This window comes from Pseudomonas sp. P42, from assembly GCF_017973755.1.
In the GTDB taxonomy this organism is placed as follows: Bacteria; Pseudomonadota; Gammaproteobacteria; order Pseudomonadales; family Pseudomonadaceae; genus Aquipseudomonas; species Aquipseudomonas iridis.
In genome coordinates this window covers 298403-311234 of record NZ_JACOPU010000007.1, presented here as the reverse complement: position 1 = coordinate 311234, position 12832 = coordinate 298403, and the positions used below count along the sequence as shown (strand labels likewise).

9 protein-coding genes are annotated in these 12832 nt (G+C 58.1%); 1 reads left to right on the top strand and 8 read right to left on the bottom strand.

Going from position 1 to position 12832, the window contains the following annotated elements; all coding sequences use genetic code 11:
* Window positions 1-9: 9 nt before the first annotated feature.
* The 7 genes from H8B20_RS23530 to H8B20_RS23500 all read right to left on the bottom strand — a co-directional run bounded on the left by H8B20_RS23530 (window position 10) and on the right by H8B20_RS23500 (window position 10641).
* Window positions 10-933 (bottom strand): ABC transporter permease subunit, encoded by a 924-nt coding sequence (locus H8B20_RS23530; RefSeq protein WP_210624770.1) that lies wholly within the window; start codon window positions 931-933, stop codon window positions 10-12.
* Between the two features lie 10 nt (window positions 934-943).
* On the bottom strand, window positions 944-1954 hold the full coding sequence (locus H8B20_RS23525; RefSeq protein ID WP_042557626.1) for an ABC transporter permease subunit: 1011 nt from the start codon (window positions 1952-1954) through the stop codon (window positions 944-946).
* Window positions 1955-2027: 73 nt separating this feature from the next.
* Window positions 2028-3623 (bottom strand): ABC transporter substrate-binding protein, encoded by a 1596-nt coding sequence (locus H8B20_RS23520; protein WP_210624769.1) that lies wholly within the window; start codon window positions 3621-3623, stop codon window positions 2028-2030.
* A gap of 78 nt (window positions 3624-3701) precedes the next feature.
* The gene (locus H8B20_RS23515) at window positions 3702-5078 is read right to left on the bottom strand and encodes an OprD family porin (protein ID WP_210624768.1); all 1377 of its coding nucleotides are present in this window, start codon (window positions 5076-5078) and stop codon (window positions 3702-3704) included.
* A gap of 176 nt (window positions 5079-5254) precedes the next feature.
* A complete protein-coding gene (locus H8B20_RS23510) occupies window positions 5255-6853 on the bottom strand; it encodes an ABC transporter substrate-binding protein (RefSeq protein WP_150595068.1) in 1599 nt (532 codons plus the stop codon).
* 301 nt (window positions 6854-7154) lie between these two features.
* Window positions 7155-8780, bottom strand: coding sequence for an ABC transporter substrate-binding protein (locus H8B20_RS23505; RefSeq protein WP_115147472.1), 1626 nt, complete (start codon window positions 8778-8780; stop codon window positions 7155-7157).
* A gap of 259 nt (window positions 8781-9039) precedes the next feature.
* Window positions 9040-10641 carry an ABC transporter substrate-binding protein gene (locus tag H8B20_RS23500; protein WP_210624767.1) on the bottom strand — a complete coding sequence of 534 codons (1602 nt, stop codon included), beginning with the start codon at window positions 10639-10641 and terminating at the stop codon, window positions 9040-9042.
* Window positions 10642-11541: 900 nt separating this feature from the next.
* Here H8B20_RS23500 and H8B20_RS23495 point away from each other — a divergent pair.
* Complete coding sequence (locus H8B20_RS23495; RefSeq protein ID WP_210624766.1) at window positions 11542-11904, top strand: DUF6124 family protein; 363 nt, start codon at window positions 11542-11544, stop codon at window positions 11902-11904.
* 188 nt (window positions 11905-12092) lie between these two features.
* Here the strand turns inward: H8B20_RS23495 and H8B20_RS23490 are convergent, their stop codons facing one another.
* Window positions 12093-12809 (bottom strand): SIMPL domain-containing protein, encoded by a 717-nt coding sequence (locus tag H8B20_RS23490; RefSeq protein WP_150604435.1) that lies wholly within the window; start codon window positions 12807-12809, stop codon window positions 12093-12095.
* Between the last annotated feature and the right edge of the window lie 23 nt (window positions 12810-12832).

Below are 12832 nucleotides of genomic sequence, written 5' to 3'. Positions count from 1 at the left end.
TGAATCTCCTCAGGCGGCATTCTTGAGTTTCGGGTCCAGCGCATCGCGCAGACCGTCGCCCATCAGGTTGATTGCCAGCACGCTGAGCAAAATGGTCAAACCAGGCAGGCTCACCACCCACCAGGCGCGTTCGATGTAATCGCGGGCCGAGGCCAGCATGGTGCCCCACTCAGGGGTTGGCGGTTGTACGCCAAGGCCGAGGAAGCCCAGGGCCGCGGCATCGAGAATCGCCGAAGAGAAACTCAAGGTTGCCTGAACGATCAGCGGCGCCATGCAGTTGGGCAGCACGGTGATGAACATCAGGCGTGGCAGACCGGCACCGGCCAGGCGCGCGGCGGTCACGTAGTCGCGGTTCAGTTCGCCCATCACCGCTGCGCGGGTCAGACGCACATACGACGGCAGGGACACCACAGCAATGGCGATCACGGTGTTGATCAGGCCAGGGCCGAGGATGGCGACAATCGCCACAGCCAGCAGCAAGGACGGCAGGGCCAGCATGATGTCCATCAGACGCATGATGGTCGGGCCAATCATCTTCGGGAAGAAACCAGCGAACAGACCGAGCAGAATCCCCGGGATCAGCGACATCACGACCGACGACAAGCCGATCAGCAGCGACAGGCGCGAACCCTGGATCAGACGTGACAGCAGGTCACGGCCCAGTTCATCGGTGCCGAGCAAAAACTGCATCTGCCCGCCTTCAAGCCACGCCGGTGGCGTCAGCAGGAAGTCACGGTATTGCTCGCTCGGGTTGTGCGGCGCCACCCAAGGGGCGAACAGCGCGCAGAAAATCACCAGCAACATGAACATCAGGCCGGCAACGGCACCTTTGTTCTTGGAAAACGCTTGCCAGAATTCTTTGTACGGGGACGGATACAGCAGGCTTTGATCGACTGTTACCGCTTGATTTTGAGTTGAAGCTGGAGTGGTCATGGTCATGATCTCAGCGCTGATGACGGATGCGTGGGTTGGCAAAGCCGTAGAGGATGTCCACCACGAAGTTGACCAGAATCACCAGGCAGGCGATTAACAGGATGCCGTTTTGCACGACCGGATAGTCCCGGGCGCCGATGGCTTCGATCAGCCATTTGCCGATGCCGGGCCAGGAGAAAATGGTTTCGGTCAGGACCGCACCGGCCAGCAAAGTACCGACTTGCAGACCAACAACCGTCAGCACCGGGATCAGCGCGTTACGCAGACCGTGGACGAACACTACGCGCGATGGCGACAGGCCTTTGGCCTTGGCGGTACGGATGTAGTCTTCGCGCAACACTTCGAGCATCGACGAACGGGTCATCCGCGCGATAACGGCCAACGGGATGGTGCCGAGCACGATGGCCGGCAGTATCAGGTGATGCAGGGCATCGAGGAATGCGCCCATGTCATCGGCCAGCAGCGTATCGATCAGCATGAAACCGGTACGTGGCTCGATGTCGTAGAGCAGGTCGATCCGCCCGGATACCGGCGTCCAGCCCAGGCTCACCGAGAAGAACATGATCAGGATCAGGCCCCACCAGAAGATCGGCATCGAATAACCCGCGAGGGAGATGCCCATCACCCCATGGTCGAATAATGATCCTCGCTTGAGTGCCGCGATCACCCCGGCCAGAAGGCCCAGAATGCCGGCGAACAGCAGGGCGGCCATGGACAGTTCCAGGGTCGCCGGGAAGAGAGAGGTGAACTCGGTCCATACGCTCTCACGAGTACGCAGGGATTCGCCGAGATCGCCTTGGGCCAGTTTGCCGATGTAGTCCAGGTACTGGGCATACAACGGTTTGTTCAGACCTAGGCGTTCCATTGCCTGAGCGTGCATTTCGGGGTCGACCCGACGTTCGCCCATCATCACTTCCACGGGGTCGCCAGGAATCATGCGAATCAACGCGAAAGTCAGCAGGGTGATGCCGAAAAACGTGGGGATCAACAACCCCAGTCGGCGGGCAATAAAACTAAACATCTTGTGTGGTACCTCATCAGCCGGTTAGGCGTGCCCGGCTTCCCTGGGATCAGGGAGGCCGGGAGTTTCTTATCTACTTCACCTGGGTGGTGGCGAAGTTATTAGTTGTCAGGGGGCTGATGTGATAGCCCTCTACGTTGTTGCGCATTGCAGTAAACATCCGCGTGTGGGCCATGCTGATCCACGGTTGATCCTGATTAAACAGCACTTGTGCCTGTTCGTAGAGCTTCGCGCGTTCGGCCGGATCTACTTTAGCCCGTGCTTCGTCGATCAGTGCCTGGAATTTCTCGTTGCACCAGCGCGCGTAGTTTTCGCCGTTCTTGGCGGCTTCGCAACTGAGCATAGGCGTCAGGAAGTTATCCGGGTCGCCGTTGTCGCCCGCCCAGCCGGCCGAGACCATGTCGTGCTCGCCGGCCTTGGCGCGTTTAAGCATTTCGCCCCATTCCATGACGCGGATGTCGACCTTGATCCCGACTTTCGCCAGGTCAGCCTGCATCATCTGCGCGCCAAGCATCGGGTTCGGGTTGGTCGGGCCGCCGCCGTTGCGGGTAAACAGGGTAAACACGGTGCCTTCCGGAACCCCGGCTTCCTTGAGCAGGGCGCGCGCCTTGTCGAGGTCACGTGGCGGGTTTTTCAGCTCGGTGTTGTAGCCGAGCAGGGTGTCCGGGTACGGGTTGACCGCGACGGTCGCGTTGCCCTTGCCGAACAGCGCATTGACGTAAGCGGTTTTGTCGAAGGCGATGTCGATCGCCTTACGCACGCGCACGTCGCTCATGTATTTGTGCTGGGTGTTCATGGCGATGTACGAAACGGTCATCGCGTTCAGTTCATCAACCTTCAGGTTGCTGTCTTTCTTGATGCTCGGGATGTCATCCGGTTTGGGATACAGCGCGATCTGGCACTCGTTGGCCTTGAGCTTTTGCAGGCGCACGTTGTTGTCGGTGGCGATTGCCAGGATCAACGCGTCGGCGGGCGGCTTGCCACGGAAGTATTCCGGGTTGGCCTTGAAGCGAACCTGCGCATCCTTGGCGTAGCGCTGGAAGATGAACGGGCCGGTGCCGACAGGCTTGTTGTTGAGGTCGCCGGTCTTGTTGGCCTTGAGCAACTGATCGGCGTACTCGGCGGAGTAGATCGCGGTGAACGGCATGGCCACGTCGGCCAGGAAAGGTGCTTCGCGGCGGGTCAGGGTGAACTTGACGGTGTAGTCGTCGACCTTTTCCACGTTCTTGAGCAGTTCCTTGAAGCCCATGCTTTCAAAGTACGGGAAGCCCACGCTCGACAGTTTGTGCCAAGGGTGATTCGGGTCCAGCTGACGCTGGAAGCTCCAAAGCACATCGTCGGCATTCATGTCACGGGTCGGCTTGAAGTATTCGGTGGTGTGGAACTTGACGCCTTTGCGCAGGTGGAACGTGTACGTCAGACCGTCATCGCTGATTTCCCAGGAGTCGGCCAGTGCCGGTACCAGTTCGGTGGTGCCAGGCTTGAAGTCGACCAGACGGTTGAAGATCGTTTCGGCCACCGCATCGGCAGTGACTGCAGTTGTGTACTGGACCATGTCGAAGCCTTCCGGACTGGCTTCGGTGCAGACCACCAAGGGTTTGGCCGAGACGCCGATGGCGGCGCTCAACAACGCGGCAGCGACGGCCGCACGTAGGGGAAGCATTCTCATCGATAACCCTCTGCAATCGGTTGAAGACAAAAAACCGAGCGGCCGACTCATCATGAGTCAGCCGTCGGTTGGCGTTTTTTACAGGATGTTGAATGGAATCGTGGTCACGAGACGGAACTCGTTGATGCTGCCGTCAGCCTGGTTTTCACTGGCGCGGTGGGTGGTGTAGGTCGCGCGAATAGTGGTGGCCTTGAGCGGGCCGCTTTGCACGGCGTACGAGGAGCCGACGCCGTATTCGTAGTGGTGTTCGCCGTCCATGTTGCGCACGTCGTAAGCGGTACCGACGTAGTGAGTACCGTCGATGCCCCAGCCGCGAGCGCTATAGGCGTTGAACTTCAGGCCAGGAATGCCGTACTCGGCCATGTTGATGCCGTAGGCGATCTGGAAGGACTTCTCGTTCGGTCCGTTGAAGTCCGACAGCAGGGAGTTGGCCAGGTAGATGCCGTTGGTTTCGTGCAGGTAGTCGAAGTACTCGTTACCGTTCACTTCCTGATACGAGAACGTCAGGCTGTGCGCCTGGTGAGTCAGACCGAACGACAGCGAGTAGGTGTCGTTGTCGATCTCGCCCATCAACCTTTTGCCTTCGTCGACGGTCTTGTAGTAGTTCAGGCCGGTGGTCAGGCTCAGTACCGAGCTGTCGCCCAGTTCGTGAGTGGCGCCGAAGTAGTACTGGTTCCAGAAGTCTTCAGCCTGGGTTGCGTAGAGGCTGGTTTTCAGGCTCTTGAGCGGCTGATAGTTCACGCCGGCAGTGTTGACGTGGTCGGTTTCAACACCGGTGTTGCTGTATTCGGTACGGAATTTCGACAGGCTCTGCTCGGTACGTGGCGACACGCGGTCGAACGTGGCGAGGTCGAACGACAGGTTGTCGAATTCTTCACTGTGGATCGCCACACCTTCAAAGCTCGAAGGCAGCGGACGGTTGCCGATGACGTCGACGATCGGGCTGCTGAAGTTCATGCGGCCGGCGGTCAGGGTGGTGTTGGAGATACGCGCCTTGACGTTGGCCAGGCCGAGTTTGCTCCACTGATCTACAGCGTCGCCGTTGGAGTGGGCGAGGGTACGGTTGGAACCGCCCTTGATGTCCTCACGGCTGCGATCCAGTGCGATGGCGTTGTATGCCGCCACTTCGGTGCTGAAACCCACGGTGCCTTGGGTGAAGCCCGAGGTGTAGTTCAGGATGGTGCCCTGAACCCAGTTGATCCGGCGCGAGCCGGTCAGGGTATCGCCATGACGCTCGTAGTTGAAGGTGCCGCCGCGCTTTTTCTCTTCGTTGGCGTACCAGTTACGGGTCGAACCCGACAGGCTTTGGCCATCGATGAAGCCTTTGGCTTCGGATTGGGCGCTGGTGCTGGCCAGTTGCGTCGGGATGAAGTCCTGACTAACGCTTTCAGCATGGGCTCCGGCGGTGATGCTGCTGATGGCCAGGGCCAGTATCGCGGTGCTGCTCAGTTTCATGGGTGAAGCTCCTTTACTTTCTTTTTATGCCGGCTTTTTTGGGTTGGCCGGTTATTGGTTTAGAACTCGTTCACACATCGCAAACGTTTGCAAAAGGCCCTATTGGCGAATTTAGGCAAAGCGCTTGCGTGAGGGGGGTAGACAGTCCCCCTCAGCGTTGCGGCTAATCGGTTGGGTTAATCGATACTGACACCCGAGAACACGTTGCGGCCGAAAGGGCTCACCTTGAACCCTTCAACCCGTGTGCTTAACGGCTGGTTGACCGTCGAGTGGGCGACAGGCGTGATCGGCACTTGCTGTTTAAGCAACTGCTGAGCCTGTTTATAGAGCACGGTGCGCTGGTCGCGATCGGTGACGACCTTGGCTTCCTTGATCAGCTTGTCGTAAGCCGGATCGCACCACATGGAGTAGTTGTTGCCGCCAATGGCGTCGCAGCTGTACAGCGTGCCGAGCCAGTTGTCCGGGTCACCGTTGTCGCCGGTCCAGCCGATCAGGCTGATGTCATGCTCACCATTCTTGGTGCGCTTGATGTACTCGCCCCATTCATAGCTGACGATTTTCACTTTCAGACCGATCTTGGCCCAGTCGGCCTGAAGCATTTCGGCCATCAGCTTGGCGTTCGGGTTGTACGGACGTTGAACCGGCATTGCCCACAGCGTGATCTCGGTGCCTTCCTTCACGCCCGCAGCCTTGAGCAGTTCTTTGGCTTTTTCCGGGTTGAAGGCGGCGTCCTTGATGGTGTCGTCGTAGGACCATTGCGTCGGTGGCATGGCGTTGACGGCCAGTTGGCCGGCGCCTTGATAAACAGCGTTGAGAATCCCTTGTTTATTCACCGCCATGTCCAGCGCCTGACGCACTTCGAGCTGGTCGAACGGTTTGTGGCGCACGTTATAGGCGATGTAGCCGAGGTTGAAACCTGGCTTGGAGATCAGTTGCAGCTTCGGGTCGGCCTTAAGCGCTTCAACATCGGCCGGGCGCGGATGCAGGGTGATCTGGCATTCGCCGGCCTTGAGTTTTTGCACGCGCACCGAGGCGTCGGTGTTGATCGCGAAGATCAGGTTTTTCAGTTTTACCCGGCTCGGGTCCCAGTACTGCGGGTTGCCGGTGTAGCGGATGTTCGAATCTTTCTGATAGCTCTTGAACACGAACGGCCCGGTGCCGATCGGCTTCTGGTTGATGTCGCTCGGCTTGCCTTCGGCCATCAGCTTGTCGGCGTATTCGGCGGACAGGATGGCGGCGAAACTCATGGCGATGTTCTGGATGAACGCGGCGTCGACGCTGTTGAGCGTGAACTCCACGGTCAGCGGCCCGGTCTTCTCGACCTTGGCAATGTTCTTGTTCAGGCTCATCCCGTTGAAATACGGGAACTCGGTCGGATAAGCCTTACGGAATGGCTGCTGTGCATCAAGCATGCGATTAAACGTAAACAGCACATCGTCGGCATTGAAATCGCGGGTTGGCTTGAAGTAAGGCGTTGTATGAAATTTCACGCCTTCACGCAGGTGAAAGGTGTACTTGAGACCGTCCTCGGAAATATCCCACTGGGTAGCAAGGCCCGGTACGACATTGGTCGCGCCTTTTTCGAACTCGACCAAGCGGTTGTACAGCGGCTCTGCAGCGTCGTTATCGGTGGCCGTCGTGTATTGCGCAGTATCAAAACCTGCCGGGCTGCCTTCGGAGCAAAACACCAGACTATCGCTGGCGGCGTGGCTGGCGGACGTGGCGGCCAACAGGCCGGCGCCCAGCAGTGCGGAAAAAACCAAGGTATGGCGCATGACGCTCCCTCTTTATTAGTGTTGTTTCGATGCGCCGCGGTCCCGTCCAGGGACGTTGTGGCTGCATCAAGCTCAAACCAGTACGAACAGCAAAACCGTTAGCCCACACAGGCACTGGTCAGAACCCGACGGTAGGGACCGTGGATCTGGCAGTAAATGCGTTGAGTCCTAAAGACTCGTAGGAAATGGCAACACATTCTGTATCTCCCTGGTAAAGCAGGGTGGAAACAGATGTAGGCAAATTCCTAACTAATCGGCAGAAAAAGCAGCGGCGACGCTGAAATCGTCGCCGCTGCTTTTTTTACTTGCTGACGCTGACGCCGTAGAAGGAGTTCAAGCCGAATGGGCTGATCTTGAAGTCCTGCACGTTGGCGCGCATGGGTTGATACACCGTCGAGTGAGCGATAGGTGTCATTGGGACTGCATCTTTGAGGACGTGTTGCGCCTGTTTGTACAGTTCGGTGCGCTTGCCCTGGTCTGTAGTGCGCTTGGCTTCTTTGACGAGGCCATCAAATTTCTTGTCGCACCACTTGGAGAAGTTGTTGCCGCTAAGCGAGTCGCAACCAAACAACACGTTCAGCCAGTTGTCCGGATCACCATTGTCACCGCTCCAGCCAATGATCATGGCCTGGTTCTCACCACCTTTGGAACGCTTGATGTACTCGCCCCATTCGTAGCTGGTGATCTTCACTTTCAAGCCGATCTTGGCCCAGTCGGACTGGAGCATTTCAGCCATCAGCTTTGCGTTCGGGTTGTAAGGACGCTGAACCGGCATCGCCCACAGGACGATTTCGGTACCTTCCTTGACGCCGGCTTCCTTGAGCAGCTGCTTGGCTTTCTCAGGATCGTACTTGGCGTCCTTGATGGTGGTGTCGTAAGACCACTGGGTCGGCGGCATGGCGTTGACGGCCAGTTGGCCCGCGCCCTGATAAACCGAATCGATGATCTGCGGCTTGTTGACGGCCATGTCCAGGGCCTGACGAACGCGCAGGTCAGCCAGAGGGTTTTTCTCGTCGCTGCCTTTGACCTTGTCCATCACGTTGTAAGCGATGTAGCCCAGGTTGAAACCGGCCTGGTCAGGCATCTTCAGCGACTTGTCTTCTTTCAGCGCTTTCAGGTCGGCTGGACGTGGGAACAGGGTGACCTGGCACTCGTTCTTTTTCAGCTTCTGAATACGTACCGACGGGTCGGTGGTGATGGCGAAGATCAGGTTGTCGATCTTCACGTCATCAGGCTTCCAGTAGTCCTTGTTCCCGGTGAAGCGGATGTTGGAGTCTTTCTGGTAGCTCTTGAACACGAACGGGCCGGTGCCGACCGGTTTCTGGTTGATGTCGGCAGGCTTGCCATCCTTTAGCAGCTGGGCTGCGTACTCGGCGGACTGCACCGAGGCGAAGCTCATGGCCATGTTCTGGATGAACGCGGCATCAACTTCCTTGAGGGTGAACTTGACGGTGTGGTCGTCGACTTTATCGATCTTGGTGATGTTGGTGTCCATCCCCATGTCGGTGAAGTACGGGAATTCGGTCGGGTACGCCTTACGGAACGGGTCATCCTTGTTAATCATGCGATTAAAGGTGAACAGCACGTCGTCGGCGTTGAACTCACGGGTCGGCTTGAAGTACGGGGTGGTGTGGAACTTGACGCCTTCACGCAGGTGGAAGGTGTAAGTCAGGCCATCATCGGAAATGTCCCACTTGGTCGCCAGACCAGGAATCACGGCGGTGCCGCCGCGCTCGAACTGAGTCAGGCGGTTGAACATGGTTTCGGCAGAGGCGTCGAAGTCTGTTCCGGTGGTGTACTGGCCTGGATCAAAACCGGCCGGGCTCCCTTCGGAGCAGAACACCAGGTTAGTCGCAGCGGATGCGAAAGGTGCGGAGGCTAACAAGCCTGCGCCGACTAAAAACGGAATGACCGCGTGTTTAAGCATGTTGGCCTCATGATTTGTTGTCATTTTTTGATTTGAGGTACGACCTCGTGAGTCGTGCCTGCGGATACTTATGCAGGCGCCATACCCAATGCAAGATCCAGAGCGGTCGGCGGCCTCAAACGGTGGCACGAACGTACCTTAATGTCGCATCTGTGTAACTTCTGACGCATTTGACCGTTTGCGGGTGGTTTTTAAGGTGCAAATCAAGCCCCAAAACGGTGCGCTGGTCACGTTGTGCGCGCCGCCTTGGGGCTTGGTGTTACTTATTTATACCCACGCCATAGAAAGGGGTTAGACCGAACGGGCTGATACGGAAGTCGGTGACTTCCTTGCGCAGCGGCTGGAACACCGTGGAGTTGGCAATCGGGGTAATCGGCACCTGCTGTTTAAGGATCAGTTGCGCCTGTTGATACAGTTGTACCCGTTGTGTTTTGTCGGTGGACACCTTGGCCTGCTGTACCAGTTTGTCGTAGGCCGGGTCGCACCATTTGGCGTAGTTGCTGCCCTTGACTGCCGCGCAGCTGTACAGCACGCCGAGCCAGTTGTCAGGGTCGCCGTTGTCACCGGTCCAGCCATAAATCATCGCGTCATGTTCGCCATTTTTGGCGCGTTTGATGTATTCGCCCCACTCATAGCTGACGATGTTGGCCTTGATGCCGATCTTGTCCCAATCCTGCTGAATCATCTGCGCCGACATTCGCGCATTCGGGTTCGAGGCGCGCTGCACGGTCATTGCCCAGAGGTTGATGGTTGTACCCGGTGCAACCCCTGCTTCTTTCAGTAGCGCCCTGGCTTTCACCGGGTCGTGCGGCGCGTCTTTTATGGTCGGGTCGAATGACCATTGCGCGGGTGGCAAGGCGTTCTGGGCCAACTGGCCGGCGCTTTGATAAACGGCTTTGATGATCGCCGGTTTATCGATGGCCATGTCCAGGGCCTGGCGCACCTTGAGCTGGTCCAGCGGCGGGTGGGTGGTGTTATAGGCGAGGAAACCGAGGTTGAAACCGGCCTGTTTCAGCACGCGCAGGTTCGGGTCTTTTTCCATCACTTCAATGTCGGCCGGGCGTGGGTAGCCGCTGACCTGGCATTCGCCGGCCTTGAGTTTTTGCAGGCGCACGGCGGCGTCGGGGGTGATCGAGAAGATCAGGTTGTCGATCTTCACGTCCTCGGGTTTCCAGTAGGCCTTGTTGGCGATGTAGCGAATCTGTGAATCCTTTTGATAGCGCTTGAACACGAACGGGCCGGTGCCGATCGGTTTCTGGTTGAGGTCGGCGGCTTTGCCTTCCTTCAACAATTGCGCTGCGTATTCGGCCGATTGCACCGAGGCGAAACTCATGGCGAGGTTTTGCACGAACGCGGCGTCGACGTTGTTGAGGTTGAAGCGCACGGTTTGCTCGTCGAGTTTTTCGACCGATTTGATCGTGGTGTTCAGGCCCATGTCGGTGAAGTAGGGGGATTCGGCGGGGTAGGCCTTGCGGAAAGCGTTTTGCGGGTCGAGCAGACGCTGGAAGGTGAACAGGACGTCGTCGGCGTTGAAGTCGCGGGTTGGGGTGAAGTATTGCGTGGTGTGGAACTTCACGCCTCGGCGCAGGTGGAAGGTGTATTGGAGTCCGTCGTTGGAGACGTCCCATTTTGTTGCCAGGCCCGGTTCGATGTCGGTGCCGCCGCGCTGGAATTGGGTGAGGCGATTGAAGACGGTTTCGGCGGAGGCGTCGAAGTCGGTGCCGCTGGTGTATTGGCTGGGGTCGAAGCCTGCGGGGCTGGCTTCGGAGCAGTAGACCAATGTTGTGGCTGCGTTTGCCAGGGGGGCGGTTGTGGCCAGGGCCAGGGAGATCAAGAGCGGTTTGAGGGTGGATCTTGGCATGGAGTCCCCGGGGGTATGGAGGTGGTTTTGGGTTGAGATTAGCGGGGAATTGTGGGGTTTCGGAAATATCGTTTTTCTTGGGGGAGTGTCTATCTCGGTATATCTGGCGGGTTGTGTGTATATCCGTTGCTGCGGTTATGGCTGCTTTTGGTTCCGCCCTTACGGCGGGTCACTTTTTCCAGACGCCGAAAAAGTAACCAAAAAGGCTTTGCCCTGACGTTCGGCCCTCGCCGTGGCTCGGGTTCCTTCGCTCCGGGATCGATCCGGGCGCAGCGTCTCCGGTTTGCTTCGCTGCACCTCCTCTCGCTGTGTTTGGCTTCGCCAAACGGTCGCTGCGCTCCCACCCCGGATCAATCCCTCCGCTCAGCCTGCCGACGGGCTCTGAGATCAAGATCAAGAGCTTTACTCGAGCTAACGCTCATTGTGTTGAGTGGGGCGGCATGCGCCGCGTGCGGGGTGTACTTGTCTCCTCTGTAGGAGCTGCCGCAGGCTGCGATCTTTTGATCTGGCTTTTGCTTTCTGTGGGAGCTGGATTGCCAGCGATGGCGGCCCACGCAGTCACCCGATTACTTTGCTGTGTTTAGATGTGTGTGAAATCACCAGAACCTTCCCACAAGGTTTTCAGGTTGTCCGTCGGACGTGCGCTCTCTAGGCTTGGGTTGTCGCTGAAGGTTCAGCGATCGGGTGTGAGAACCCGGCAATTCATAGTCATTCAGTGTTCATGCCCGCATAATTGCCGCCAGCCAATCCGCTGCATGCAAATGCGTTATGGCGGCTCTGTGCGGGCAGACTTATGTCTGGCCGGGTGCCTATGACCGGTTTTCTCACCCCGCACAAAGCTGCCACCTCTTCGCCGTGTGAGAAACGGCAGGAGATGGCTCAATTTCATAGGTGAAACGCATGACTAAGCCTGTACCCGATCCACCCGAAGAAAAACCAACCCCACTCGAAGAAGCTCTCCGCGCCGATGACCTCGCCCGAAACCGCGAAGCCATCAAACGCGCCCTCGATTTCTATCTCATCCCCGAAACCAGAAAACCGCGCCAACCCAGCACGATGTTCATGGTCTGTCCCAACGTCGATACCGAAAGCCTGCTCGCCCATGCCTGTGAATCACTGGCCTCTGCCAGCGCCGCAGCCAGCAACTTTGCCAACGAGTTGGGTGGCACGCAGCGCAATACGGTGCTCGGTATTCAGCAGATCATCATGCTGGCCGAACTGGCGGTGAGCCGGGCGCTGGATCGGGTTGATCCGCAGGCTTGAGACCGCGTTATCGTTCATCGCTGGCAAGCCAGCTCCCACAGGTTTTTGTGCTGATTTTGAAATCGACGCATGACCTTGTGGGAGCTGGCTTGCCAGCGATGGCGGCGGAGCATTCACCACAAAATTCAGGCACAAAGAAACCGGCGATCATTGTCTGATCGCCGGTTTTTCATTCAGCCCACATCACATCACTGCATCAGCACTTCAATCGAGCCATCAGCGGTCATGCTCACCTGGCTAGTACCTGCTTCAACCTCAGGCGTCACCGGTGCCGAATCCATGCCGGCCGCTTTCATCATCATCGGCGCGCGCATGTAAGGTTGTGGGTAACCGTTGGCGTTGAGGTTCAGGTTGACGATTTTGTAGCCTTTGCCGCCGAGGGCGTCGGTGGCCAGTTGCGCACGGGCCTTGAAGGCGGTGACGGCCTCTTTGAGCAGCGCGTCTTCGCTGGACTTGCGGGTCGGGTTGGCGATGGCGAAGTCCATGCCCCCCATTTTCAGGTCGCCCAGCAGTTCGCCGGTGAGTTTGGACAGGGCGGCGAAGTCGGCGCTTTCCAGGCGCAGTTCGGCGCGTTCACGCCAGCCGGTAATTTTCTGGCCCTTGGTGTCGTAGATCGGGTAGCTGTTGCGGCTGCCCTGGCGCAGGGTGATGTCTTTGACTTGCTTGGCCTGGGCCAGCGCCTTGTTCATGGTGGTGCTGACGTCGGCGGCGAGTTTGGCCGGGTCGGTGTTTTGCTCTTCGGTGTAGAGGGTCACGATCATCAGGTCGCGGGCAACTTCCTGGCTGACTTCGGCGCGCAGGGAAATCTGGTTGTAGTGCAACTCATCGGCGGCCAGGGCTGGAAGGCTGGCGACGCTGCCGACGGTCAGGGCGAGGAGGGCGGCGCTGCGGCGAAATGTATGCATGAAAGCTCCTTGATGAGGGCGCA

Bases quoted from the DNA above. Each gene is read 5' to 3' on its own strand.
- H8B20_RS23530 (WP_210624770.1), bottom strand. From the start codon at position 933: ATGACCACTCCAGCTTCAACTCAAAATCAAGCGGTAACAGTCGATCAA.
- H8B20_RS23525 (WP_042557626.1), bottom strand. From the start codon at position 1,954: ATGTTTAGTTTTATTGCCCGCCGACTGGGGTTGTTGATCCCCACGTTT.
- H8B20_RS23520 (WP_210624769.1), bottom strand. From the start codon at position 3,623: ATGAGAATGCTTCCCCTACGTGCGGCCGTCGCTGCCGCGTTGTTGAGC.
- H8B20_RS23515 (WP_210624768.1), bottom strand. From the start codon at position 5,078: ATGAAACTGAGCAGCACCGCGATACTGGCCCTGGCCATCAGCAGCATC.
- H8B20_RS23510 (WP_150595068.1), bottom strand. From the start codon at position 6,853: ATGCGCCATACCTTGGTTTTTTCCGCACTGCTGGGCGCCGGCCTGTTG.
- H8B20_RS23505 (WP_115147472.1), bottom strand. From the start codon at position 8,780: ATGCTTAAACACGCGGTCATTCCGTTTTTAGTCGGCGCAGGCTTGTTA.
- H8B20_RS23500 (WP_210624767.1), bottom strand. From the start codon at position 10,641: ATGCCAAGATCCACCCTCAAACCGCTCTTGATCTCCCTGGCCCTGGCC.
- H8B20_RS23495 (WP_210624766.1), top strand. From the start codon at position 11,542: ATGACTAAGCCTGTACCCGATCCACCCGAAGAAAAACCAACCCCACTC.
- H8B20_RS23490 (WP_150604435.1), bottom strand. From the start codon at position 12,809: ATGCATACATTTCGCCGCAGCGCCGCCCTCCTCGCCCTGACCGTCGGC.